Origin of the sequence: Serratia sp. Z4 (assembly GCF_009900725.1) — a bacterium.
Taxonomy (GTDB): domain Bacteria; phylum Pseudomonadota; class Gammaproteobacteria; order Enterobacterales; family Enterobacteriaceae; genus Serratia; species Serratia nematodiphila.
Map to the genome: position 1 here is coordinate 276,994 of NZ_JAAABD010000001.1, position 24,929 is coordinate 301,922.

The window sequence follows — 24,929 nt, forward strand, 5'->3', positions numbered from 1 at the left end:
TCACGGCGAGCGAAAATAATAATCCCCGACGCGGCATCAGCGGCGTCGGGGAAATACTATTTCACGTTATTCAGGCGTTGCTGAGGGCTTTTTTCGCTGCGGTGGTTAATTGTTGCAGCGTGCGCTCCGCCAGCAGCGAAAAATAGTGGGCGGCAGGGAGGAGGGCGCGTTCATCGGGATTGAAACGCGGATGATGCAGGCCGAATTTGCTGGCGGAGCCGATGCTGACGAACGCGCCCGGCACGTGATGCAGATACAGCGCGAAATCCTCGCCGCCCATCTGCAGCTCCGCCTCTTCGACCCGGTAGCCGGCTTCGGCGGCGACGGTTTTGCTGAACGCCGCCCAATGGGCGTCGTTGATCACCGCCGGCGGCCCCGGCTGCCAGTGGAGTTCGGCCTGCGCGCCGAGCGCGGCGGCGACGCCGTCGATCACCTGGCGAATTTTATCCGGCACCTGGCGGCGCACCGCGTCGCTGTGGGTGCGCACCGTGCCTTCCAGCTCCACGGTTTGCGGCAGCACGTTCCAGGTATTGCCGCCTTCGATGCGCGTCACGCTCACCACCAGCGATTCCAGCGAGCTGAAGCTGCGGCTGGGCAGTGTCTGCAGCGCGCCGACGATCTGGCTGGCGGTGACGATGGTATCGACGCCCTGTTCCGGTTTGGCGGCGTGGGCGCCTTTGCCGGTGATGCGGATCTGGAAGCGATCGACGTTGGCGTAAAACGGCCCGGCGCGGGTGGCGAAGGTGCCGGTGGGCAGCTCCGGCGCGTTATGCAGACCAAATACCGCCGCGACGTTATCCAGCGCGCCGGCGTCGATCAGGTGCCGGGCGCCGTTGAAGGTCTCTTCCGCCGGCTGGAAGAAGATGCGCACCGTGCCGGGCAGCTCGGCCTCACGCGCTTTGAGCAGGTGCGCGGCGCCGAGCATCACCGAGGTGTGGAAGTCGTGGCCGCAGGCGTGCATCACGCCGCTGTTTTGCGAGCTGAAAGGCACGTCGGCGATTTCGTCGATTGGCAGGGCGTCGATGTCGCCGCGCAGGGCGATGATCGGCCCCTTGCCGCTGCCGATCTCCGCCACGACGCCGGTTTTCAGCGCCAACGGCAGAATACGAATGCCCGCCTCTTGCAGCCAGCGGGTCAGGCGGGCGGTGGTGGCAAATTCGTGATTGGAAAGCTCCGGGTTTTGGTGCAGTTCACGCCGATAGGCGATGATCTTGTCTGCCAACTGGCTGGTCATAGGCTTGGCTCACAGTGGGAAATAAACCCTAACCCTAGTGCAGGGGCCGCCGAAGCAAAAAGACCATCTGGTTATATTTCATAGCGATTGTGTCTGCTCGACGCGTCAACGATGGGGGAAAGGGCAGGTTTAGGCGTTCGCGCGTTGTTCGCCGGCGCAGGGAGAGGATTGGCCTGGAACGGTAACGTATCGCAACCGGTGCAATGCATTTACACCGGGCAACACGGATTTTTTCACTCTTTATCGGATTTCTGTGATCGCGGTGGTGGACAAAATCCTGCCTGCTTGCTGTACTGTAATCGACACAGGTTTTGTGTCTTTCATTCACGTTAAAGGTAAGTTTGATGTCTAAGATTAAAGGTAGCGTTAAGTGGTTTAATGAATCCAAGGGCTTCGGTTTCATTACTCCGGAAGATGGTAGCAAGGACGTTTTCGTTCACTTCTCTGCCATCGTTAGCAACGGTTTCAAAACGCTTGCTGAAGGCCAGCGTGTAGAATTTGAAATCACGAACGGTGCCAAAGGCCCATCTGCCGCTAACGTTACTGCTATCTAAGCTGCGTAGCTGAATTTCTTAAAACCCGCTCATTGAGCGGGTTTTTTATTGGGCGCATTATGCTTCGCTGCGGCGGGCCAACAGGCTGAACAGCAGGATGGCGACGGCGTAACAGCCGACGATGGTCAGCGCCATCGACAGGCCTGAGGTGCCGCCCAGCCCGGTGAGCGGCACGGCGCAGGCGCCGAGCGCGAACATGCACACGCCGATCAAGGCCGACGCGCTGCCGGCTTTGTCCCCCTGGCTTTGCATCGCCAGCGACGAGGCGGTCGGGCCGACGATGCCGATCACCGCCACCGAGAAGAACAGCGGCACCAGCAACACGACCAGCGGCGCATGCAGCGCGGCGGCCAACAGCAGCAACAGCGACGCGACGGCCGCCAGCGTTAACCCGCCCCTCAACACCCGGCGTTCCCCCCAACGTGAACTGAGACGGCTGGCCAGCTGCGCCGCAATGATCAGCCCGACGCCGTTAATGGCGAAGCACAGGCTGAACATCTGCGGGCTGAGGCCGTAGATCTGCTGCAAGACGAAAGGCGAAGCGCCGATATAGGCGAACATGCCGGCCATTACGAAGCCCTGCGTCAGGCACAGGCCCATGAAATAGCGCTGGGTCAGCAACCCGCCGAGCGACATCAGCATCGCCAGAATGCCGCCCTGGCTGCGGCGCTCGACCGGCAGGGATTCGCGCAGCTTCAGCGCCGACAGGCTGAACAGCAGCACGGCGATGGCCGCCAGCACGCCGAAGATGCCGCGCCAGTTCATCACCTGCAGCATCACGCCGCCCAGCACCGGCGCGACGATCGGCGCCAGGCCGTTAACCAGCATCAGCAAGGCGAAGAAACGGGTCAGCTCATGGCCGGCGTACAGATCGCGAGCAATGGCGCGAGAAATCACCGCGCCGCCGGCGCCGGCGATGCCCTGCAGCAGGCGAGCGATCAGCAACTGGTCGATGGTGGGCGCCAGCGCGCACCACAGCGAAGCGCCCAGCAGCAGGATCAGCGACAGCAGGAGCGGGCGCATGCGGCCCAGCTTGTCGCTGTAAGGGCCGAAAATCAGCTGGCCGACGCCCAGGCCTAGCAGCCCGGCGGTCAGGCTGAGCTGCGCGGCGGCGGTGGAGGTATTCAGCTCGCCCGCCATTTCCGGCAGGGCGGGCAGATAGAGATCGGTGCACAGCGGCCCCAGCGCGGCCAGCAGGCCAAGCACGACGGCGTACACCAGACGTTGTCTGGCTAAGTGTTTGGTCATGGGAGATTAAGATTTCCTGAACAGGTGAGAAATGGCCTGCTGATACAGATCGCGCAGCAGGGACGCATCGGCTTTTTGCGTGGTAAGGATCCGGTAACCGGTGCCTTCGCTCATGACGGCGATAAACTCCACCCGGGCGGCGATCTCTTCCGCGCTGAAATCGGGATACAGCCGCTGCAGGTTGTGGCACACGTGGCGAAACAGCCGCGCTTCCGCATCGCTGAGCAATTTGGCCACCACCGGGTTGCGCGTGGCCTCGGCGGTCACTTCCAGCATCAGCATGTGATCGGTTTCGCTCTCGCCCGGTTGCTGAAACAGCGTGCGCGCCGCCAGCGTACCGGCGATCAGGTTGATGTGATCGCCAAGGTTTTCCAGGCGCTGCATCTTGCTGGTGATGATGCGGTTGACGATCTCTTCGATGATCGCGTCTTTATTGGCGAAATAGCGATAGATTTGCCCGACGCTAAGCTGCGAGCCTTGGGCGATCTCCGCCATGCTGGCGGCATGGAAGCCGTGGCGGCGGAAGCTGGTTTTCGCCGCTTCGACGATCTGATCGCGGCGAGCCTGCACTTTGGCCTGTTTACTGTCGTTGGGGGGGAGCATCTGCCCGATCCTTTGCTACGCGTGAGCCGGGTTCACATTTTTGGGTGTGAACGTTCATTCTCAATTGTAGTGTAACCGACCGGAAAGACGCAAGATGAACGCGTGCTGCGATAAAAGGCGTTTAAGCGAACAGGTAGGATTTGATAAAGGCGGCGACGATCAGCACGCACAGCGCAACGGCGATCGCTTCGGCGGCGGTTTTCGGCAGGCTAAACATAGCGATTTCTCATCCAGTCAGGGGTACTGGATGAGATTATGCGCATGCAAGATTAAGGAAACATTAAGGCCTTATCGCCCGTTGACCCACATCACCAGCATAAAGGCCAGCAGCGTCATCGCCAGCGAGCCGGCCAGGTTGAGCAGCATGTTGGCCAGCGCCCAGCCGAAGCGGCCATCCTGCATCAGGTATACCACCTCCAGCGAAAAGGTGGAGAAGGTGGTCAGGCCGCCGCAGAATCCGGTGGTGATCAGTAATTTCCAGGTGGGATCCAGATGCGTCATGCGGGTGAAAATCGCCATCGCCAGGCCGATGATAAAACCGCCGATCAGATTGACCATCAGCGTACCGAGCGGAATGTGGGCGTTCAGCGGATTCATTTTCATACTTACCGCCCAGCGCAAAACGCTGCCGACGCCGCCGCCGATAAATACGGCCAGTAAAGAGCTCAACATGGGGCAACTACCTTTCAATCAGAGAAATTCACGAGGCTCGGAAAGGGACAGGCGTAACGCTACGCGCCTCTCTCCGAGAGGTTACGTAGACATCATCAGCCTGTGAAGGCGGTTAGGGAGGAATGTCATCTCCAGCGTGCCGCACGGCCTTTTTCGCCGCACCCGGTGGATGTTACACCTAATGCCGCCTATTTTGTAGTATCGACACTCTGCGAGGTAAAACGGATGGAAATCAGAACGGCGCGTCTGAGCGACCGGCACGCTATCGCTGAATTAATGGCGGCGCTGGATTATCCTGGCACCGAGGCGTTTCTGACACAGCGGATGCACCAACTTCTGGCGCACCCGGACGAGGCGTTGCTGGTGGCGGAGCAGGGCGAACAAGTGCTGGGCGTGTTGTCGCTGCATTTTCTGCCGCAGTTGGCGTTGGCCGGCGACATTGGCCGCATCAGCTATTTTTGCGTCGACGATCGGGCGCGCGGCGCGGGCGTAGGGCGGCGGTTGCTGGCGGCAGGCGAGGCGCTGGCGCACCGTCGCGGCTGCGATCGGCTGGAAGTCCATTGCCACAGCCGCCGCGAGCGGGCGCATGCGTTTTACCGGCGTGAAGGCTTTGTCGAAGCGCCGAAGTATTTTGCCAAGTTATTAAGTCAGTAAGTTACTCCCCTGGCGGCGCTGCCGTTTCCAGCCGGTTGCGGCCATTCTGCTTCGCCCGATAGAGCGCGCCGTCGGCCGCTTTCAGCCAGTCCAGATAGCCGCCCAGCGCGGGGTGGAAGTTAGCGATGCCGGCGCTGATCTGCAGCCGCAGCTGCGGCGCCTCCTTGAAGCTGACCGCGTCCAGCCGCTGCTGGATACGGCGCAGAACGATTTCCGCCTGTTCAGCGCTGGTGTTCGGCAGCACTGCGCCAAACTCGTCGCCGCCGTAGCGCCCGACGATATCCACGTTGCGCATGCCGATCAGCAGCTCTTCCGCCAACGCCGCCAGGGCTTCATCTCCCAGCGGATGGCCGAAGGTGTCGTTGATGGTTTTGAAGCGATCGATATCCATCAGGATCAGCGTGGCGTTGTCCTGGTAGCGGCGGCAGCTGTCGAACTGGCGATGCAGCAGGTGCTCCCAGTGGCGGCGGTTATACAGGCCGGTCAGCCCATCGCGGGTGCTGATGCGCTGCAGCTCCTGTTTCTTTTCCGCCAACCGTTTGGCGGTGCGGTAGGTCACCAGCCCAAGCAGCGTCGGATAAAGGTAGATCATCGGCAGGCACAGATAGATTTGCAGCGCCGTGCTGTGCGGGTGAAATGGGAAGCCGAGCAGCGCGGCGGTGAGCATCGCCGTAGCCAGTTGAATGGCCAATCCTTTGACAAACAGCGCTTTGCCGGCTGAAGCGATGTTATTCATGCTCATCATCGACAGGATGACGATGGCGGGCAGCGCGTTGAACGCCATCATCGCCGCCCAGAAGCCGCCGAAAGCGGAGTCGATCAACAGGTTGCGAATTTCGGCTTTGAACGGATCTTTGGCGCGGCAGGCCAGGCGGTACGCGAGATGCGGCCAGAGAAAGCCGTGAAAGGCCAGCAAGAGCCAGACCGCCGTGGGCGGAGCCAAGGGGTAGAGCGCGGCGCAAACGCAGATAAAGCCGAGCCCCAGACCGGCGACGCGGGGCAGATAGGTGCGTTTGGCGAAGCTGAGGCCGGATTTTCGGGCATCGAAAATGGGTGGAGCAATATACATCCGGCATCTCCCTGATAAGCATCACGGCAGAGTAGCATGCGGGTGATAAACTAAGAATAGTCTGGGATTCACGCCGTGAAGCCGTGTGGCATTCCTGCGACGGATCTCACTCTGTTACATGTTGCGGTTGTGCGAGCTGAAGGAAAGTCGCTAAATATTCGCAGGCAAGGTCAGTTTTTCTCGCTGTTCACGCAGCGCTCTATGATAAGAAGGTGAGTATGGAAGGTATCAGCATTACCAAACTTCTGGTGATTGCGGTGTTGGTGATTTTACTGTTCGGCACCAGCAAACTGCGCACGCTCGGCGCCGATCTTGGCGCGGCGCTGAAAGGCTTTAAAAAAGCCGTAGGCGACGACAGTACGCCGCCGGCCGCCGGCAACAATGCCGCCGAAAGCCAGTCCGCGCAGCAGAGCGTCGAGAAGAAAGACGTTTAATCTCGTCTGATGGCGCACAATAAAAAACGGATGCCTTGCGGACATCCGTTTTTTGGCGTTTTCGCCGTCTTTAGCGTAACAAACTATTACGCGTTATTTCACTTCCATCCCTTTGGCCTGCAGATCGGCGTGGTAAGACGAACGCACGAACGGGCCACAGGCGGCATGGGTGAAGCCCATCGCCATCGCTTCTTCTTTCATCTCGTCAAACTCGGCCGGGCTGACGTAGCGCTGCACCGGCAGGTGGTGACGGCTCGGCTGCAGGTACTGGCCCAGCGTCAGCATGGTCACGCCGTGGCGACGCAGATCGCGCATCACTTCAATGATTTCCGCGTTGGTTTCGCCCAGGCCAACCATCAGGCCTGATTTGGTCGGGATATCCGGGTGCGCTTCTTTAAAGCGCTCCAGCAGCTTCAACGACCACTCGTAGTTGGCGCCCGGGCGCACCTGGCGGTATACGCGCGGCACGTTTTCCAGGTTGTGGTTGAACACGTCCGGCGGCGTGGCGGTGAGGATCTCCAGCGCGCGATCCATACGGCCGCGGAAGTCCGGCACCAGCGTTTCAATTTTGATGTTCGGGCTCTTGGCGCGGATGGCCGAGATGCAGTCGGCAAAGTGCTGAGCGCCGCCGTCGCGCAGATCGTCGCGGTCAACCGAGGTGATCACCACATAACGCAGCGCCATGTCGGCGATGGTTTGCGCCAGCTTTTCCGGCTCGTTGGCGTCCGGCGCGATCGGGCGGCCGTGAGCCACGTCGCAGAACGGGCAGCGACGGGTGCAGATGGCGCCGAGGATCATAAAGGTGGCGGTACCGTGGTTGAAACACTCGGACAGGTTAGGGCACGAGGCTTCCTCACAGACGGAGTGCAGGCCGTTTTTACGCATGGCGGCTTTGATGCCCTGAATACGCGTTGAGTCGGCAGGCAGTTTGATCTTCATCCACTCGGGTTTACGCAACAGCTCCTGCCGTTCGGTGACCACCGTTTTGACCGGGATCAGCGCCATTTTGTCAGCATCGCGGTATTTGACGCCGCGTTCCATCTGAATTGGTTTACTCATAATCGTGCAGGTTCCAGTTACGAAGCTCGACCGTCTGGTAGCCGAGTAAATGAACAAATTCCTGTACCAGGATTGGGTGTATGTCTTCAATGCCAACGCCGGGCGCCAGCGCGCTGACCTGCGTCATCTGCATGCCGGCGTAACCGCAAGGGTTGATGCGTTGGAAAGGGCTGAGATCCATCGCCACATTCAGGGCCAGGCCGTGGAATGAGCTGCCTTTGCGGATCCGCAAACCCAACGAACAGATTTTCTGCTCCCCCACGTACACGCCGGGCGCATCCGGACGGGCGCGCGATGCGAGGCGGAAGTGGGCGAGGGTGTTGATAACCGTATCTTCTATCGCCGTGACCAATTGGCGTACGCCGACCTTATTGCGCTTCAGATCGACCATCACGTACATCACCTGCTGGCCCGGCCCGTGGTAGGTCACCTGGCCGCCGCGATCGCTCTGGACAACCGGGATATCGCCGGGCATCAGCACGTGTTCGGCTTTGCCGGCCTGGCCCTGGGTGAATACCGGGTGATGCTGCACCAGCCACAGCTCGTCCGGCGTAGTCTCGGTACGACTGTCGGTGAAGTTATGCATGGCTTGGGATACAGGCGCGTAGGGCTGCAACCCCAGCTGACGCAAAATGATCTTGTCTGGTTGCAAAAGAGTCATCGTCAGGTTACAGAAGTGGTAAAGCCATTATACCGGGCGCTCCGGCTGGCGGCCAGCCTTTCGCTGACCAAAAATGCGCAACCCGGGAAGACGCTGCGCCATCCCGGGTTGATAAGCAGGGTTTTATGCTGGAATTACAGCACCATGCGAACAATTTCAATGTTGCCCAACTCCTCGTACAGGGTTTCGACCTGCTCGATGTGAGTGGCGTTGATGGTGATGGAGACCGAGTGGTAGTTGCCTTTGCTGCTTGGCTTAACCTGCGGGTTGTAATCGCCCGGCGCATGGCGCTGCACCACTTCAACTACCTGGTCAACCAGCTCAGGCTGCGCCAGGCCCATCACCTTGTAGGTAAACGAGCAAGGGAATTCGAGCAGTTCGTTCAGTTTAGTTTTTTGCATGTGCGTGCGCTCCAGAGTGCTAGCTAATCTATAAATTATAACTCCCGCCGGGGCGGGAGTTAATGTTATTCAGTATATGGGGGCAATTTCGCCCGTTTCAACCGTTAACCGAACCAGTGGTGGAACATCAGTTTGATGTAGTCCACGATGCGGCTGAAGAAACCACCTTCTTTCACTTCGTTCATCACCACCAGCGGACGCTGGTCGATGGTTTTGCCGTCCAGCTGGAAGTTGATGCTGCCCACCACCTGGTTTTTCGCCAGCGGCGCGTGAATTTCCGGCGTGTTCAGCACATAGCTGGCCTTCAGATCTTTCATGCGGCCGCGCGGGATGGTCAGGTAAACGTCTTTATCCACGCCCAGCTCAACGCGATCGGCATCGCCGAACCAGACCGGCTCAGAGGCGAACTCTTTACCGACTTTCAGCGGCGCCACGGTTTCGAAGAAGCGGAAGCCCCAGGTCAGCAGTTTCTTGCTCTCGGCTTCGCGGCCTTTGTAGGTGCGGCCGCCCATCACGGCAGAGATCAGACGCATCTGGCCTTCGGTCGCCGAAGCCACCAGGTTGTAGCCTGCCGCGTCGGTGTGGCCGGTTTTGATGCCGTCGACGTTCAGGCTGTTATCCCACAGCAGACCGTTGCGGTTCATCTGGCGGATGTTGTTGAAAGTGAACTCTTTTTCTTTGTAAATCGCGTACTCTTCCGGCACGTCGCGGATCAGCGCCTGGCCGATCAGCGCCATGTCGCGCGCCGAGCTGTACTGGCCCTGGGCATCCAGGCCGTGTACCGTCTGGAAGTGAGTGTTCTGCAGGCCCAGCTTGCTGACGTAGGTGTTCATCAGGTTGACGAACGCATCCTGGCTGCCGGCGACGTAGTCGGCCATCGCCACGCAGGCGTCGTTACCGGACTGCAGGTTGATGCCGCGGGTCAGTTTGGAGACCGGCACGCGATCGCCCGGCTTCAGGAACATCAGCGAGGAACCTTTGAACACCGGGTTGCCGGTCGCCCAGGCGTCCTGGCCGACGGTCACCAGATCGTCCTGGCCGATTTTACCCGCTTTCAGCGCCTGGCCGATGACGTAGCTGGTCATCATTTTGGTCAGGCTGGCCGGATCGCGACGCGCATCGGCGTTCATCTCGGCCAGCACCTTGCCGGAGTTGTAATCAATCAGGATGTACGCTTCCGCATCGATCTGCGGGACACCTGGGATCATGGTTTTGATGTTAACGTCATCGGCATGTGCAACGGAGGCTGCGCTCATTGCGATAACGGTGCCGAGTGCGATGCTTTTGATTAAGCGAAAAGAAGTTACTTGTTTCATGATCGGGACTACAACATCCGTGAAAGTAAAGTTAAAAAACGAGCCACACTATAGCAGATGCGATCCCGGCAGGCATTATCCATTCATCTGACTAATTGCGGTTAGTGCCCTTTTAGCTGCAAGAAAATGTTTCAGCTAAATAACCGCTTAACAGCCGTGAATGCCCGCCGGGTTTAACGCTCAGGGTGCAGCAGTAACGAAAGACTGTTGTTGCGCTTCGCTGGCCAGGCGTTGTTGCAGTTGGGCCGCCTGCTGACGGCTGCTGAACGGGCCGAGCTGGACGCGGTAAACATTGCCGTTGGCCGCTACTTTGCCCGGTACGCCAAACTGTTGGCTCAGGCTTTGCTGCCAGCTCTGGGCGCGCTCGGCGCTGCTCAACGCACCGACCTGCACCACGTAGCCGCCGGAGGAGGAAGCGGCAGCCATGCCGGCAGCGGCAGCGCCGGCCGCGACCGGTGAGGCTACTGCGGCGGCTTCAGGCTCGGTACTTTCCAGCACGCCGGCCGGTAATGCGCTTGGCGCGCCGAGGAAACCACTGCGGCCGTTGGCGGCGTTGCCGGCATTCGCAGGCGCGTCGTCATCGGTGCGCAGGGTGCTGTTATCAATAGGGCGCACCGCCGCGCCGCTGGCGACCGGCACGTCCTGTTGGATCGGGGTGCCCATGCCGCTGGAGCCAAGATCCGGGCGCGCCGGCAATGCGTAGCTCTGTTTCGCCACGATGGTGCCGATGGTGCCAGGGCCGCTCAGCGTGCCGTCCGGCGCCACGTTGATGAAATCGACCTTGACCTTGGTGTTGTTGGACAGGTTGAGGCGATCGGCGGCGGCTTTCGACAGATCGATGATACGGCCCTTGGTGTAAGGCCCGCGATCGTTGACGCGCACCACCAACTGACGGCCGTTGGCCAGATTGGTGACGCGCACGTAGCTTGGGATCGGCAGCGTTGGGTGGGCCGCCGTCAGGCCATTAGGATCGAACTGCTCGCCCAGCGCGGTGGTGTTGCCGTTGGCCTCTTCGCCATACCAGGCCGCCAGGCCGGTCTGCGAGAAGTTCTGCGGATCTTTTACGATGCGGTAAGTATCGCCATTAACCTTATAATCCTGCATGTTATTAGGGTTATAGGGTTCATATTGAGGCTCGACGCCGCCGATTTCCACCACCGGGCCGTTGTACGGCTGCGGAGGGGCTTGCTGTTCCGTGGTCGGAGCGGTACAGGCGGAGAGCAACACCGCCGCGACGCCGATCCAAAGCCATTCCTTACGCATTACTCACCTCTTATAAACTTTTAGACAGCATTTTCCGATGCGTGTGGATCGACATGATGATGCCGAAACCGGCCATCAACACTATCAGCGCCGAACCCCCGTAACTGACCAGAGGCAAAGGTACGCCAACTACCGGCAAAATGCCACTGACCATACCGATGTTAACAAAGACATAAACGAACAAAATCAGCATCAAGCCGCCGACCATCACGCGGCCGAAGGTGGTTTGCGCCTTGGCGGCGATCATCAGCCCGCGAATGATCACCAGCAGGTAGAGCGCCAGCAGCACCAACACCCCGATCAGCCCCAGCTCTTCGGCCAACACGGCGAAGATAAAGTCGGTATGGCGCTCCGGCAGGAACTCCAGCTGCGACTGGGTGCCGTGCAGCCAGCCCTTGCCGGACAGGCCGCCGGAGCCGATGGCGATCTTGGATTGAATGATGTGATAACCGGCGCCGAGCGGGTCGCTTTCCGGATCGAGCAGCATCATCACGCGGTCGCGCTGATAGCCGTGCATCAGGAAGAACCACAGCACCGGGATAAAGGCCGCCAGCGCGACGGCGGCGACGGCGATCAGTTTCCAGCTCATGCCCGACAGAAACAGCACGAACAGGCCGGAGGCGGCGATCAGGATCGACGTGCCGAGATCCGGCTGCGCGGCCACCAGCAGCGTCGGCAGGAAGATCAGCACCAGCGCGATGGCGGTGTTTTTCAGCGAAGGCGGGCAGACATCGCGGTTCATAAAGCGCGCCACCATCAGCGGCACGGCGATCTTGGCGATTTCCGACGGCTGGAAGCGCACCACGCCGAGATCCAGCCAGCGCTGCGCGCCTTTACTGATCTGCCCGAAGGCGTCCACCAGGATCAGCAAAATCACGCAGAAGATATACAGATAGGGCGCCCAGCTTTCGTACACGCGCGGCGGGATCTGCGCCATGACGGCCATCACGATCAGCCCCATGACGATCTGCCCGATCTTGCGCTCCATCATGCCGATGTCCTGGCCGCTGGCGCTCCACATCACGAAGGCGCTGTAGACCAGCAGAGCCAGGATCAGCAGCAGGAACGTCGGATCAATGTGGATTTTGGTCCAGATCGAGCCTTTTTGTTGGCTTTCAGTCATGTTCTACCTTAGTCACCTTCTACGCCAGGCGGCAGCGGGGCCTCGCTTGGCAATTGCGTATTGTTGTCGCCCAGCAGAATATGGTCGAGGATCTGGCGGGTGATGGTGCCCACTGCCGGACCGGAGCCGCCGTTTTCCAGAATGATGGCGACCGACACCGTCGGGTTATTGAACGGCGCAAAGGCGGTCATCAGCTTGTGATCGCGCAGGTGCTCCGCCAGTTTATGGGCGTTGTAGGTTTCGTAACCGAAGACCTGTGCGGTGCCCGATTTCGCCGCGGCTTTATAAGATGCGTCCGCAAAGTACTTGCGCGCCGTCCCGTTCGGACGGTTGGCCACACCGTACATGCCGTCTTTGGCGATTTCCCAGAAGCCGGAGTGAATATCGCCGATCTGCGTGCTCTCTTCCTGTTTGAACGGCACCAGCGCGCCGTTGACGCGGGTGCTCTGCAGCAGGTGCGGCGTTTTGACGGTACCGTCGTTGATCAGGGTGTTCAGCGCCTTGGCCATCTGGATCGGCGTGGCGGTCCAGTAACCCTGGCCGATGCCCACCGGAATGGTGTCGCCCTGATACCACGGTTTTTTATAGCGTTTCAGCTTCCATTCACGCGTCGGCATCAGGCCGGAGCGCTCTTCGGCCAGATCGATGCCGGTGTACTGGCCGTAACCGAATTTGGTCAGCCAGCTCGACAGCCGATCGATCCCCATATCATAGGCGACCTGATAGAAGTAGGTATCCGCGGATTCTTCCAGCGCTTTGGTGACGTTCAGGCGGCCGTGACCCCATTTTTTCCAGTCGCGAAAGCGTTTTTCCGAGCCGGGCAGTTGCCACCAGCCGGGATCGAACACTACGGTGTTCTTGGTGATCACGCCGGCGCTGAGTGCCGACACGGCGATATAAGGTTTCACCGTTGACGCGGGCGGATAAACCCCCTGCGTGGCGCGGTTGATCAGCGGGCGATTCGGATCGTTCAGCAGACCCTGATAGTCCTTGCTGGAAATGCCGTCCACGAACAGGTTCGGATCGTAGCTCGGATTGGACACCATCGCCAGGATGGCGCCGGTGCGCGGATCGCTCACCACCACCGCGGCGCGGCTGCCAACCAGCAGCTGTTCGATATAGCGCTGCAGATCAAGATCGAGCGTCAGGTAGACGTCCTGGCCGGCGGAAGGCGGCTGCTCGTGCAATTGGCGGATCACCCGGCCGCGGTTGTTGACTTCAACCTCTTCGTAACCGGTTTTACCGTGCAGCGTGTCTTCGTAATAGCGTTCGATGCCCAGCTTGCCGATATCGTGGGTGGCGGCGTAGTTGGCCAGCTTGCCGTCTTTGTCCAGACGTTCAACGTCGCGGTCGTTGATCTTCGACACATAGCCGGTGACGTGGGTGAGGGCGGATCCGTAAGGATAGTAGCGGCGCTGATAGCCTTTCACTTCCACGCCGGGGAAGCGGAACTGATTGACCGCAAAGCGGGCGACCTGCACCTCGGTCAGCGCGGTTTTCACCGGAATGGAGACGAAACGGCGCGAGCGCTTGCGCTCTTTTTCGAAATTGGCGATGTCGTCGTCAGTCAGATCGACCACCGTGCGCAGCGCCTGCAGCGTGGCCTTGAGATCGTCGACCTTCTCCGGCATCAGCTCCAGCTGATAAATGGTGCGGTTGAGCGCCAGCGGGGTGCCGTTGCGATCGTAGATAATGCCGCGGCTGGGCGCGATGGGCACCAGTTTGATGCGGTTTTCGTTGGAGCGGGTGCGGTAATCCTCGACGCGGACCACTTGCAGATTATACAGGTTGGCGATCAGGATGCCGGACAGCACCAGGATGACCAGGAACGCCACCAGGGCGCGGCGTACAAACAGGGCGGATTCAGCCGTATAGTCGCGAAAAGGGTTACGTTCTATTTTCATCCCGCTGCTTTATTTCACTCTGTCACGGTCACCACCGGCTATTCCCGGTGGTAAGGATGATTTGTTGTAATACTCCAGGCGCGGTAGAGGCTTTCGGCCACCAGGACGCGCACCAAAGGATGCGGCAGCGTCAACGGAGAAAGTGACCAGCTCTGCTCGGCAGCGGCTTTGCAGGCGGGCGCCAGCCCTTCCGGGCCGCCGATCAGCAAGCTGACATTGCGGCCATCCTGCTTCCAGCGCTCAAGCTGCTGCGCCAGCTGCGGCGTTTCCCACGGCGTGCCTGGGATATCCAGCGTAACGATGCGGTTGCCTTTGCCCACCGCTGCCAGCATCTGTTCGCCTTCCTTGTCCAGAATGCGCTTGATGTCGGCGTTTTTGCCGCGTTTGCCGGCCGGGATCTCGGTCAACTCAAACGGCATGTCTTTGGGAAAGCGGTGCAGGTAATCCATAAAGCCGGTTTGCACCCAGTCTGGCATTTTGGTGCCGACCGCCACCAATTGCAGTTTCACCGCTTAGCTCCAGAGTTTTTCCAGCTCGTACAGGCGACGGCTCTCTTCCTGCATCACGTGCACGATCACTTCGCCCAGATCGACCACGATCCAGTCGGAGGCTTCCTGGCCTTTCATGCCGTACAGCTCCATGCCCGCGGCGCGGGATTCCTGCACCACGTGGCTGGCGATCGACATCACGTGGCGCGTTGAGGTGCCGGTGCAGATGATCATGCAATCGGTGATGCTGGATTTGCCCTGGACGTCCAGAGCGACAATGTCTTGGCCTTTCAGATCATCGATTTTATCGATGACGAAATCTTGGAGCGCTTTACCTTGCAAAGGTTCCCCCTCGGGTGTGTTCTGTTCAGTCGGCTGCGGCGGGCAAAATGCGCGCGCCGCGGCGTAACCGGATAATGGTTTCGGCAGGCTGCCGCTGAAAGCCAGCTAACTGGTGACTGCCCGGCCAGCTAAGGTTTCCGGGGTTTTCAGCGGATACCTGAAAAATAGCGGCGCAGTATATCACGCACCTTTCACTAGCGATATAAACCCTGCAACTCGATATAGCGCTGCACCGGGCGCGGCAGCAGGTCGTCGCAGTTGAGGCCCTGATGGCGGCGCTGGCGGATCTCGGTGGCGGAAATTTCCAGCTCCGGCGTATCGGCCAGATAGATATAGCCGTGCGGGCGACGGCTGAGCAGCGCCGGGTCGGCGGTGCGATGGCGTTCCAGCCACTGCTGCAGTTCCGGCGTGTCCATGCGATCGTTATAGCCCGGGCGCGCCAGCACCAGCAGGTGGCAGACGTCCAACAGCGCCTGCCAGCGGTGCCACTTATGCAGCGTCAGCAGCGAGTCCTGGCCAATAATAAACGCCAGCGGCTGGGCGGCGCCACGCTCTTTACGAATCGTTTCCAACGTCTCGATGGTGTAGGAGGGCGTGGTGCGGTGCAGTTCGCGATCGTCGACCGCAAACAGCGGGTTGCCGGCGATCGCCAGCTCGACCATCTTCAGGCGCTGTTGCGCATTGGCCTCCGGCTGCGGGCGGTGCGGCGGCACATGGTTAGGCAGCAGCGTGACGCGATTCAGGCCCACTTCGGCGGCCAGCGCCTCCACCGGCCGCAGGTGGCCATAGTGGATCGGATCAAAGGTGCCGCCGAACAGCGCGTGCAAAACGGTGGGGTGTTCCGGGTTAGTGGGCATCGCTAAAACTCGTGGCCAGGGGTTTGCCGCACAGCAGCATCGACAGGGTTTCCAGTTCCGGCCAGACCGACTGGCCATAGTCCTGCTTGAGGGTCAGCTCGATTTGCGTCAGCAGCTGTACCGCCTGCTGCAGCTGGGGGCCGGACAGGCGTTGCAACGCCTGGGTCACCAACGGGCGGCGGTTCTGCCAGACCTTGTGCTGATCGAACAGCGAGCGCAGCGGCGCAGACGCCATGCGGCGCTGCAGCGTCAGCAGCAGCAGCAGTTCGCGCTGCAGGGTGCGCAGCAGGATCACCGGCTCCACGTCCTCTTGCTGCAACTGCTGCAAGATATGCCAGGCGCGCTTGCTCTTGCCGGCCAGCAGGGCATCCAGCCAGTGGAACGGCGTGAAGTGGGCGGCGTCGTTCACCGCCTGCTCGACGCGCGGCAGGGTGAGCTTGCCGTCCGGGTGCAGCAGCGACAGCCGCTCCAGCGCCTGCGACAGCGCCAGCAGGTTGCCTTCGTAGCAGTAACACAGCAGCTGATTGGCAGCGTCGTCCAACTCCAGCTTCATCGCTTTGGCGCGCGCGGCGACCCAGCGTGGCAGCTGCGCCTGTTCAGGCGTCTGGCAACTGACGAGAGCGCCGTGCGGGCTGAGCGCCTTGAACCAGGCGCTGTTTTCCTGCGCTTTGGTGAGGCGCGGGCCGCGCAGGATCAGCAGAATATCCTCGTGCAGCAGCGTGGCGAGTTTGCTCAACTGCTCACCGATCGGCGCCGTCGGGCCGTTTTCCGGGAAGATCAGCAGCAGCGTCTGGCGGCTGGCGAACAGGCTCATCGCCTGGCAGATGCCGAAGATGGCGTCCCAGTCAGTATGGGCGTCGAGGGAAATGCTGTAGTGCTCGCTGAACTGCTGCTGTTGCGCGGCCTGCCGGAGTAAATCCTGGCTTTCCTGCAGCAGCAGCGGTTCATTGCCGCTCAATAAATAACAAGCGCGCAGCCCCTCTCGGAGCTGCGCGGCAAGTTGTTCCGGATAAATGCGGATCATTGTGCGGTTTGGCTTGCCGCTCGTTCGCCGACGGCAGCGGCTTTCTGCCGGTTCTCTTCTTCCGCCGCATGCACGGTCAGCAGTTTACGCACCAGTTGCTGCGCCGCCTGCTCACGCATTTCCTGGCGAATGATCTCCTGCTCGGAGTCCTTGGCCAGCGCGGTCAGCGGGTTGTCGAAGAACGAACGGAACACTTTCACCGACAGCGGATACAGGTCGTGGCCCGGGAGCAGCACCTGCGCCTGCACGGTCAGCACCAGCTGGTACTCGGCGGTTTTACCGTCCTGGAAGATCGAGGCGGTATCCTGGCTTTCCGTCGCGCCGACGATGCGCAGGGAAGGCACGTCTTTACGCTTCGGATCGCTGACGATGGTCACGGCGTTCAAACGCAGCTGCTCACGCACCGCGCGCGTCAATGGCCCGTAAGGATCCGAACTGTCCAGGATCAGCGTTTTCATTTCATTAGGCACCTGCGTGGTGCCACGCAGGTGAAAACCGCAGCCGGCGGTGACCAGCACCGCCAACCCCAGCAACAGCGTCAGAATACGTTGTCGCACAACTCCTCCTTGTGTTAACCCACAACCAGGTTAAGCAGTTTGCCCGGAACGTAAATCACTTTGCGAATCGTGACGCCGTCCAGATATTTAGCCACCAGATGCTCTTCGGCAGCGCGCGCGCGCACTTGCTCTTCGGTCGCATCGGCAGATACGGTGATTTTAGCGCGAACCTTGCCGTTCACTTGCACCACCACCAGCTTGGAGTCCTCGACCATCGCCTGTTCGTCGGCAACCGGCCATGGCGCGGTGTCCACGTCGCCTTCGCCACCCAGCGCCTGCCACAGGGTGAAGCACACGTGAGGGGTGAACGGATACAGCATGCGCACCACGGCCAGCAGCGCTTCTTGCAGCAGCGCGCGATCCTGCTCGCTCTCCTGCGGCGCGCGGGCCAGCTTGTTCATCAGCTCCATCACGGCGGCGATTGCGGTGTTGAAGGTCTGACGGCGGCCGATATCGTCGGTCACCTTGGCGATGGTTTTGTGCAGATCGCGGCGCAGCGCTTTCTGATCTTCGTTCAGCGACGCCACGTTCAGCGGCTGCACCGCGCCTTTTTCCACGTGATCATAGGCCAGTTTCCACACGCGTTTCAGGAAGCGGTTAGCCCCTTCCACGCCGGATTCCTGCCACTCCAGCGTCATTTCTGCCGGTGAAGCGAACATCATGAACAGACGCACGGTGTCCGCGCCGTATTTTTCCACCATCTCCTGCGGGTCGATGCCGTTGTTCTTCGACTTCGACATTTTGCTCATGCCAGCATAGACCAGTTCACGGCCTTGCGGATCCGTAGCCTTGATGATGCGGCCCTTGTCGTCGCGCTCGACGGTGGCGTCAACCGGGGATACCCAGACGCGCTCGCCGCTGTTGCCGGTGTAGTAGAAGGCGTCGGCCAGCACCATGCCCTGACACAGCAGGCGCTTGGCCGGTTCATCGGAATCCACCAGGCCCGCATCGCGCATCAGCTTGTGGAAGAAGCGGAAGTACATCAGGTGCATGATGGCGTGCTCGATGCCGCCGATATATTGATCGACCGGCAGCCAGTAGTTGGCGGCGGCCGGATCCAGCATGCCCTGGTCATACTGCGGGCAGGTGTAGCGCGCGTAGTACCAGGAGGATTCCATAAAGGTGTCGAAGGTGTCGGTTTCGCGCAGCGCCGGCTGGCCGTCGACGGTGGTTTTCGCCCACTCAGGGTCGGCCTTGATCGGGCTGGTGATGCCGTCCATGACCACGTCTTCCGGCAGGATCACCGGCAGCTGGTCTTCCGGCGTCGGCATTACGGTGCCGTCTTCCAGCGTCACCATCGGGATTGGCGCGCCCCAGTAACGCTGGCGGGAGACACCCCAGTCGCGCAGACGGTAGTTAACCTTACGCTGGCCTACGCCCTTGGCGACCAGTTTGTCGGCGATGGCGTTGAAGCCCGCTTCATTGTCCAGACCGTCGAACTCGCCGGAGTTGAACAGCGCGCCTTTGTCGGTCATCGCTTCGGCGCTCACGTCAGGCTGGCTGCCGTCGAGGTTCAGGATCACCGGTTTGATCGGCAAATCATATTTGGTGGCGAATTCCCAGTCGCGCTGGTCGTGCGCCGGCACCGCCATCACGGCGCCGGTGCCGTATTCCATCAGCACGAAGTTGGCGACCCACACCGGCAGCTTCTCGCCGCTCAGCGGGTGGACCACGAACAGGCCGGTCGGCATGCCTTTCTTCTCCATCGTCGCCATTTCTGCTTCGGCCACTTTGGTGTTGCGGCATTCGTCGATGAACTCGGTCAGCGCCGGGTTGTTGCGCGCGCCCTGTTGCGCCAGCGGGTGGCCCGCGGCGACCGCCACGTAGGTGGCGCCCATGAAGGTGTCCGGGCGGGTGGTGTAAACCGTCAGCTTCTCTTCGCTGTCCGCCACGTCGAAGGTGATTTCCACGCCTTCGGAGCGGCCAATCCAGTTGCGCTGCATGGTTTTCACCTGCTCCGGCCAGCTTTCAAGCGTGTCCAGATCGTTCAGCAGCTGATCGGCGTAAGCGGTGATTTTGATGAACCACTGCGGGATCTCTTTACGCTCGACCTTGGTGTCGCAGCGCCAGCAGCAGCCATCGATAACCTGTTCGTTGGCCAGCACGGTCAGATCGTGCGGGCACCAGTTCACCGCCGAAGTCTTCTTGTAGACCAGGCCTTTTTCATACAGCTTGGTGAAGAACCACTGTTCCCAGCGGTAGTATTCCGGCTGGCAGGTGGCGATTTCGCGATCCCAGTCGTAGCCGAAGCCCAGCAGTTTCAGCTGGTTCTTCATGTATTCGATGTTGTCGTAGGTCCACGGGGCCGGCGCGGTGTTGTTTTTCACCGCTGCGCCTTCCGCCGGCAGGCCGAACGCATCCCAGCCGATCGGCTGCAGTACGTTTTTGCCCAGCATGCGCTGATAGCGCGAGATCACGTCGCCGATAGTGTAGTTACGAACGTGGCCCATGTGCAGTCGGCCGGACGGGTAAGGCAGCATGGATAGGCAGTAGTACTTTTCCTTGCTGTCGTCTTCGGTAACTTTGAAAGTCTGCTTCTCTTGCCAGTGAAGCTGTACGTTCGATTCTATGTCTTCTGGACGGTATTGCTCTTGCATGGCGGCCGGTGGTCCTGTAGGTGTAAACCGTTGCCCCGGTCAGAGGCAACGCAATGAACATTTAGTATTCGTAGATCCGCATAGCATAGCTGATAAGACCTCCCGGCAACAACTCCAAGCGCCTGACTCGGCGCATTTAAAAAAAACGCCGTCATGACGCGGCTCACAACCTGCGGATCCCGCGTCTTGCCAAGTGACATCAGTCATTTACGGCTAAAATAAGAACAAGTAGCTTAGGGGGGATCCCTACAGCCAAGTCCGGCGCAGCGTTTATTGAGGAGAGTCTATGAACAAGGTTGCTCAGTATTACCGCGAATTGGTGGCATCGCTGAGCGAACGCCTGAAAAACGGCGAACGCGATATCGATGAACTGGTGGCCAGCGCGGAGCGGCGCTTGAACGAGGCCGAAGATTTGACCCGCGACGAAGTGCGGCAGGTGACGCAGGCGGTGCGGCGCGATCTGGAGGAGTTCGCTCGCAGCTATCAGGAGAGCCGGGACGAGTTTACCGACAGCGTGTTTATGCGCGTGATCAAAGAGAGCCTGTGGCAGGAACTGGCGGATATCACCGACAAAACCCAACTGGAGTGGCGCGAGGTGTTCAAGGATGTCAGCCACCACGGCGTTTACCACAGCGGTGAAGTGGTGGGGCTGGGCAATCTGGTGTGCGAGCAGTGTCACTACCATTTGGCGTTTTACACGCCGGAGGTGCTGCCGCTCTGCCCGAAATGCGGTCACGACCAGTTCCAGCGCCGGCCGTTTGAACCTTGATGACGTTCCCCGCCAGGGCGGGGAACGCTAAGGCCGGCGTTTAACGGAACAGTTTCTTCAGCAGGTTGCTCAGGAAACCGCCGCTAACGGTTGCCGGGGCAACGTCCGCCTGCGCCGGTGCGCTGGCCGGTACGGCGACGCCGGCCGGGATTTTCTGCACGACTGCGATGCGGCTGTCCTGGGCGGCTTTCTCCGCCGCTTCCGGGCCATAGGCGAAGCCTTCCGCCAGCACGAATTCAACGTCGGTGATGCCGATAAAGCCCAGGAACAACTTCACGTACGGCGTGATCAGATCCGTCGGCGTGTCGGCGTGGATGCCACCGCGGCTGGAGATGACGATCGCTTTCTTGCCCGTCACCAGCCCTTCGGCGCCGGCGGAGGTATAGCGGAACGTCTGGCCGGCGCGGGCGATAAGATCGAAGTAGATCTTCAGCTGCGTCGGGATGTTGAAGTTGTACATCGGGGCGCTGATGATCAGCGTGTCGTGCGATTTCAGCTCGGCAATCAGCTCATCGGACAGCGCCAGGGTGCTTTGCTGATGCGGCGTCAGCGGTTTGTCGCCGGCGGTAAAGCCGGCCATCACTTCACCATCCAGCTCCGGCAGCGTTGGGTTGGCCAAATCGCGCACGGTGAACGTGTCTTCAGGGTGAGTTTCACGCCATTGTTCAACAAAAAAATCGACTAATTTTCCAGACTGGGAATATTCACCCAGAATGCTTGATTTCAGGACCAGTACGCGGCTCATTGGCTTATCTCCAGGCGAAGGCTAATCGGTAACGATGTCAGTCGGTGTAAACGCATGGTAGAGGCAAGCCATGAACAGTGATAGCGCAAAAATTCGCTGAGTTAAATCAAAAAAGTTGAACGAGGGGCGCGAGCGCGCCCCGATAGGATCAATAACGCGCTACGCGCTCGGCCAGCAGATCGATAAAGCCCTCGCGGTTGATGCCGGTCAGCACTTCCACGTTGGCCGCGTTGCCGGTTTGCTGGAAATAGTCCACCACCGTCATGCCGACGGTGTATTCCCCTTTGGTCTCCACGCCGACCCAGCGTTCTACGCCGGTGAACAGCTGTGGCGCCAGCAGCCAGGCGATGGTGCAGGGATCGTGCATCGCTGCGCCGGGCAGGCCGCGCGGATGGCTGAGGTACAGCGGCAGATAAAAATCGAGCATCTCCGCGACCGCCTGCGCGACCGGATTGTCTATCTGACGAATGCGCTCGATATCCTGCGGCAACACCAGCGCCTGATGGGTGACATTCAGCCCGGCCATGGTCAGCGGCACGCCGGATTTCAGCACCATTTCGGCGGCTTCGGGATCGACGAAGATGTTGAACTCCGCCACCGGCGTAGTATTGCCGGCGTTCATGCCGCCGCCCATGAATACGATGCGCTCGATGCGGCTTTTCAACTCGGCATGCTGGGCCAGTAGCAGGGCGATATTGGTCATCGGGCCGGTCACCACCAGGGTTATCGGCTGTGGGCTGGCGCGCAGCAGGTCGGCGATCAGCTCGACGGCGCCGCGGGGATCGGGTTTGAGGGTCGGCGTCGGCAGGTGGGTGTTGCCCATGCCGGTTTTGCCGTGGACATAGTCGGCGATCACCAGCTCGCGCATCAGCGGGCCGCCGGCGCCGGCGGCGACCGGGATGTCCTCGCGCTGCATCAGGGTCAGCAGGCCCAGCGCATTATGCAGGGTTTTCTCCGGCGTCTGGTTGCCGGCGGAGGTGGTAATGGCTTTGACGTCCAGCTCCGGCGAACGCAGCGCCATGGCCAGCGCGATGGCGTCGTCGAGGCCGGGATCGCAATCGATGATAATAGGGCGGGGCATGTTCTTTCTCCTCTGTTTGTTATCCAGCGAGCATCGGATCAAAACCGGGGAGAAACAAGCGCTTTTAGTGCCGGGAGAAAAGATGCGCCCCTGGCGGGGCGCATCGAGAGCGTTTAGTGCAGGATCTTGGCCAGGAAGTCCTTGGCGCGATCGGACTCGGGGTTGTTGAAGAAATCGTCTTTGTTGCGGTCTTCGACGATTTTGCCTTCGTCCATAAAGATTACCCGATTCGCCACCTTGCGGGCGAAGCCCATTTCGTGGGTTACCACCATCATGGTCATGCCTTCGTTCGCCAGTTCGACCATCACGTCCAGCACTTCGTTGATCATTTCCGGATCGAGCGCCGAGGTCGGTTCATCGAACAGCATGGCGATAGGATCCATGCACAGTGCGCGGGCGATGGCGACGCGCTGCTGCTGGCCGCCGGACAGCTGGCCGGGGAACTTGTTGGCATGGGCGGAGAGGCCGACGCGTTCAAGCAGCTTCAGGCCCTTCTCGCGTGAGGCGGTCTTATCGCGCTTGAGCACTTTCACCTGCGCCAGCGTCAGGTTGTCGATAATGGACAGGTGCGGGAACAGCTCAAAGTGTTGGAACACCATGCCGACTTTGGCACGCAGCTGCGCCAAGTTGGTTTTCTTGTCGTTGACCGAGGTGCCGTTCACCAGGATGCTTCCCTGCTGGATCGGCTCCAGGCCGTTGACGGTTTTAATCAGGGTGGATTTGCCGGAACCTGAAGGACCGCAGACGACGACCACTTCGCCTTTTTTCACTTCGGTGGTGCAATCGGTCAACACTTGGAAGTGACCGTACCACTTGGAAACATTTTTCAGGGATATCATCAAACAGTCCTTTTCTTCAAATAGCTTACCAGCGCAGAGGCGGCGAGGCTGATAACAAAATAGACAAAACCGGCGAACAGGATCATTTCAACCTGGGTGCCGTCGCGTTCGCCGATGGTCGACGCGGTGCGGAAGAAGTCGGCCAGGCTCAGTACGTAAACCAGCGAGGTATCCTGGAACAGTACGATGCCCTGGGTCAGCAGCAGTGGCACCATGGCGCGGAACGCCTGCGGCAGGATCACCAGCCGCATGGACTGCCAGTGGGTCATGCCCAGCGCCAGCGCGGCGGAGGATTGGCCACGCGAGATGCTGATGATACCGGCGCGGATGATTTCCGAATAATAGGCCGCTTCAAACAGGGAAAAGGCTACCATAGCCGAGATCAGGCGAATATCGGTTTTCGGCGACAGCCCTAGAACCTGTTGTAATAAGCTTGGAACCACCAGATAGAACCACAGCAGCACCATCACCAGCGGCACCGAACGGAACAGGTTGACGTACAGGGTGGCGAACCAGCTTATCGGCTTGAACGGCGACAGACGCATCACCGCCAGCACGGTGCCCCACAGGATGCCGACCACGATGGCGGTCACGGTGATCTTCAGCGTGATCACCATGCCTTGCAGCAGATAAGGGAAGCTTGGGACGATCGACGCCCAGTCAAATTCGTACATTATTTACTCCCCAGGTTGCCAGGCAACTGCACTTTCTTTTCGACCAGACGCATAAACAGCATGATAACGGCGTTGATGCCGATATAAGCCAGCGTGATGGCGGTAAAGGATTCATAGGCGTGTGCGGAGTAATCCAACAGCTTGCCGGCCTGCGCGGCCATGTCCACCAGCCCGATGGTGGAGGCGATGGCGGAGTTTTTGACCAGGTTGAGCATCTCCGAGGTCATCGGCGGCACGATCACCCGGTAGGCGTTCGGCAGCAGCACGTAGCGGTAGGTTTGCGGCAGCGTCAGGCCCATCGCCAGCCCGGCGGCTTTCTGACCGCGCGGCAGGGATTGAATGGCGGCGCGAACCTGTTCGCAAACGCGGGCGGCGGTAAACAGCCCAAGGCAGAGCATGGAAGAAACGAAGAACTGCACGTTGGGATCCAGCTCGGTTTTGAACCAGGTGCCGATATTGGCCGGCAGCAGCTCGGGGATCACCAGATACCAGGTAAAGAATTGCACGATCAGCGGCACGTTGCGGAACAGTTCGACGTAACAGGTGCCGAGGGTGGAAAGAAAGCGGTTGGGCACGGTACGCAAGATACCGAACAGTGAACCGACGAAGAAAGCGATAATCCAGGCACAGACGGAGAGGGCCACCGTGACCTGAAAGCCGGACCAGATCCAGCCGAGGTAAGTGGTGTTCCCAAACGGGGCCTGCTGCAGGAAGATACCCCAGTTCCAATCTATTGACATAACAAACTCCGATAAACGGGC

27 protein-coding genes and 1 riboswitch are annotated in these 24,929 nt (G+C 60.1%); of the genes, 4 read left to right on the plus strand and 23 right to left on the minus strand.

The annotated features are described in order from the left end of the window. Positions 1-70 precede the first annotated feature (70 nt). On the minus strand, positions 71-1,234 hold the full coding sequence (locus tag GT753_RS01380; RefSeq protein ID WP_160125194.1) for a M20 peptidase aminoacylase family protein: 1,164 nt from the start codon (positions 1,232-1,234) through the stop codon (positions 71-73). A 344-nt stretch (positions 1,235-1,578) separates the two neighbouring features. On the opposite strand from GT753_RS01380, the gene cspE reads away from it, so the two are divergent. After that, positions 1,579-1,788 (plus strand): transcription antiterminator/RNA stability regulator CspE, encoded by a 210-nt coding sequence (gene cspE / locus GT753_RS01385; RefSeq protein WP_004940030.1) that lies wholly within the window; start codon positions 1,579-1,581, stop codon positions 1,786-1,788. 57 nt (positions 1,789-1,845) lie between these two features. Here cspE and GT753_RS01390 read toward each other — a convergent pair whose 3' ends face one another. The 3 genes from GT753_RS01390 to crcB all read right to left on the minus strand — a co-directional run bounded on the left by GT753_RS01390 (position 1,846) and on the right by crcB (position 4,311). Continuing rightward, on the minus strand, positions 1,846-3,036 hold the full coding sequence (locus tag GT753_RS01390; protein WP_021504628.1) for a multidrug effflux MFS transporter: 1,191 nt from the start codon (positions 3,034-3,036) through the stop codon (positions 1,846-1,848). A gap of 6 nt (positions 3,037-3,042) precedes the next feature. Next, a complete protein-coding gene (locus GT753_RS01395; protein WP_021504627.1) occupies positions 3,043-3,639 on the minus strand; it encodes a TetR/AcrR family transcriptional regulator in 597 nt (198 codons plus the stop codon). A gap of 288 nt (positions 3,640-3,927) precedes the next feature. Next, the gene (gene crcB, locus GT753_RS01400) at positions 3,928-4,311 is read right to left on the minus strand and encodes a fluoride efflux transporter CrcB (protein ID WP_004940022.1); all 384 of its coding nucleotides are present in this window, start codon (positions 4,309-4,311) and stop codon (positions 3,928-3,930) included. A 79-nt stretch (positions 4,312-4,390) separates the two neighbouring features. After that, positions 4,391-4,453: riboswitch (Fluoride riboswitch) on the minus strand. Positions 4,454-4,536: 83 nt separating this feature from the next. Here crcB and GT753_RS01405 point away from each other — a divergent pair. Beyond that, the gene (locus GT753_RS01405; protein ID WP_021504626.1) at positions 4,537-4,965 is read left to right on the plus strand and encodes a GNAT family N-acetyltransferase; all 429 of its coding nucleotides are present in this window, start codon (positions 4,537-4,539) and stop codon (positions 4,963-4,965) included. Between the two features lies 1 nt (position 4,966). Here the strand turns inward: GT753_RS01405 and GT753_RS01410 are convergent, their stop codons facing one another. Next, a complete protein-coding gene (locus GT753_RS01410) occupies positions 4,967-6,034 on the minus strand; it encodes a diguanylate cyclase (RefSeq protein WP_075685620.1) in 1,068 nt (355 codons plus the stop codon). Between the two features lie 218 nt (positions 6,035-6,252). On the opposite strand from GT753_RS01410, the gene tatA reads away from it, so the two are divergent. After that, positions 6,253-6,468 (plus strand): Sec-independent protein translocase subunit TatA, encoded by a 216-nt coding sequence (gene tatA / locus GT753_RS01415; RefSeq protein ID WP_004940019.1) that lies wholly within the window; start codon positions 6,253-6,255, stop codon positions 6,466-6,468. Positions 6,469-6,561: 93 nt separating this feature from the next. Here the strand turns inward: tatA and lipA are convergent, their stop codons facing one another. The 13 genes from lipA to leuS all read right to left on the minus strand — a co-directional run bounded on the left by lipA (position 6,562) and on the right by leuS (position 20,060). Next, entirely contained in the window at positions 6,562-7,527 is a 966-nt protein-coding gene (gene lipA, locus GT753_RS01420; RefSeq protein WP_004940018.1) for a lipoyl synthase, read from the minus strand. Beyond that, entirely contained in the window at positions 7,520-8,188 is a 669-nt protein-coding gene (gene lipB, locus GT753_RS01425) for a lipoyl(octanoyl) transferase LipB (RefSeq protein WP_015376934.1), read from the minus strand. The genes lipA and lipB overlap by 8 nt, the downstream gene beginning before the upstream one ends. Before the next feature lie 134 nt (positions 8,189-8,322). Beyond that, complete coding sequence (ybeD, locus tag GT753_RS01430; RefSeq protein WP_004940012.1) at positions 8,323-8,589, minus strand: DUF493 family protein YbeD; 267 nt, start codon at positions 8,587-8,589, stop codon at positions 8,323-8,325. A 104-nt stretch (positions 8,590-8,693) separates the two neighbouring features. After that, positions 8,694-9,905, minus strand: a complete 1,212-nt coding sequence (dacA, locus tag GT753_RS01435) for a D-alanyl-D-alanine carboxypeptidase DacA (protein ID WP_004940010.1) — start codon at positions 9,903-9,905, stop codon at positions 8,694-8,696. 180 nt (positions 9,906-10,085) lie between these two features. Continuing rightward, positions 10,086-11,168: an endolytic peptidoglycan transglycosylase RlpA gene (gene rlpA, locus GT753_RS01440; RefSeq protein WP_160125195.1), complete on the minus strand. Its 1,083-nt coding sequence runs from the start codon at positions 11,166-11,168 to the stop codon at positions 10,086-10,088. Positions 11,169-11,178: 10 nt separating this feature from the next. Next, complete coding sequence (mrdB, locus tag GT753_RS01445; RefSeq protein WP_004940006.1) at positions 11,179-12,291, minus strand: peptidoglycan glycosyltransferase MrdB; 1,113 nt, start codon at positions 12,289-12,291, stop codon at positions 11,179-11,181. A gap of 8 nt (positions 12,292-12,299) precedes the next feature. Continuing rightward, a complete protein-coding gene (gene mrdA / locus GT753_RS01450; protein WP_004940004.1) occupies positions 12,300-14,195 on the minus strand; it encodes a peptidoglycan DD-transpeptidase MrdA in 1,896 nt (631 codons plus the stop codon). Between the two features lie 38 nt (positions 14,196-14,233). Beyond that, positions 14,234-14,704 (minus strand): 23S rRNA (pseudouridine(1915)-N(3))-methyltransferase RlmH, encoded by a 471-nt coding sequence (gene rlmH, locus GT753_RS01455; protein ID WP_004940002.1) that lies wholly within the window; start codon positions 14,702-14,704, stop codon positions 14,234-14,236. A gap of 3 nt (positions 14,705-14,707) precedes the next feature. Then, positions 14,708-15,025, minus strand: a complete 318-nt coding sequence (gene rsfS, locus GT753_RS01460) for a ribosome silencing factor (protein WP_015376937.1) — start codon at positions 15,023-15,025, stop codon at positions 14,708-14,710. 194 nt (positions 15,026-15,219) lie between these two features. After that, positions 15,220-15,882 carry a nicotinate-nucleotide adenylyltransferase gene (nadD, locus tag GT753_RS01465; RefSeq protein WP_076740489.1) on the minus strand — a complete coding sequence of 221 codons (663 nt, stop codon included), beginning with the start codon at positions 15,880-15,882 and terminating at the stop codon, positions 15,220-15,222. Further along, entirely contained in the window at positions 15,872-16,906 is a 1,035-nt protein-coding gene (holA, locus tag GT753_RS01470) for a DNA polymerase III subunit delta (protein ID WP_015376939.1), read from the minus strand. The genes nadD and holA overlap by 11 nt, the downstream gene beginning before the upstream one ends. Beyond that, complete coding sequence (gene lptE / locus GT753_RS01475) at positions 16,903-17,463, minus strand: LPS assembly lipoprotein LptE (RefSeq protein WP_049242706.1); 561 nt, start codon at positions 17,461-17,463, stop codon at positions 16,903-16,905. The genes holA and lptE overlap by 4 nt, the downstream gene beginning before the upstream one ends. Before the next feature lie 14 nt (positions 17,464-17,477). Next, entirely contained in the window at positions 17,478-20,060 is a 2,583-nt protein-coding gene (gene leuS / locus GT753_RS01480; protein ID WP_031299996.1) for a leucine--tRNA ligase, read from the minus strand. Positions 20,061-20,346: 286 nt separating this feature from the next. Between leuS and GT753_RS01485 the strand changes: the two genes are divergently transcribed. Then, entirely contained in the window at positions 20,347-20,829 is a 483-nt protein-coding gene (locus GT753_RS01485) for a zinc ribbon-containing protein (RefSeq protein WP_004939988.1), read from the plus strand. 40 nt (positions 20,830-20,869) lie between these two features. On the opposite strand, the gene GT753_RS01490 is transcribed toward GT753_RS01485, so the two are convergent. The 5 genes from GT753_RS01490 to GT753_RS01510 form a co-directional block, all read right to left on the minus strand. Next, on the minus strand, positions 20,870-21,574 hold the full coding sequence (locus GT753_RS01490) for an FMN-dependent NADH-azoreductase (RefSeq protein WP_015376942.1): 705 nt from the start codon (positions 21,572-21,574) through the stop codon (positions 20,870-20,872). Between the two features lie 148 nt (positions 21,575-21,722). Further along, positions 21,723-22,655, minus strand: a complete 933-nt coding sequence (gene rihA / locus GT753_RS01495) for a pyrimidine-specific ribonucleoside hydrolase RihA (RefSeq protein ID WP_015376943.1) — start codon at positions 22,653-22,655, stop codon at positions 21,723-21,725. A 113-nt stretch (positions 22,656-22,768) separates the two neighbouring features. Continuing rightward, positions 22,769-23,494 carry an amino acid ABC transporter ATP-binding protein gene (locus GT753_RS01500; protein ID WP_015376944.1) on the minus strand — a complete coding sequence of 242 codons (726 nt, stop codon included), beginning with the start codon at positions 23,492-23,494 and terminating at the stop codon, positions 22,769-22,771. Next, positions 23,494-24,168 carry a glutamate/aspartate ABC transporter permease GltK gene (gltK, locus tag GT753_RS01505; protein ID WP_004939982.1) on the minus strand — a complete coding sequence of 225 codons (675 nt, stop codon included), beginning with the start codon at positions 24,166-24,168 and terminating at the stop codon, positions 23,494-23,496. Before gltK ends, GT753_RS01500 begins: the two co-directional genes overlap by 1 nt. Continuing rightward, positions 24,168-24,908: an amino acid ABC transporter permease gene (locus GT753_RS01510; RefSeq protein WP_004939979.1), complete on the minus strand. Its 741-nt coding sequence runs from the start codon at positions 24,906-24,908 to the stop codon at positions 24,168-24,170. Before GT753_RS01510 ends, gltK begins: the two co-directional genes overlap by 1 nt. Positions 24,909-24,929 lie beyond the last annotated feature (21 nt).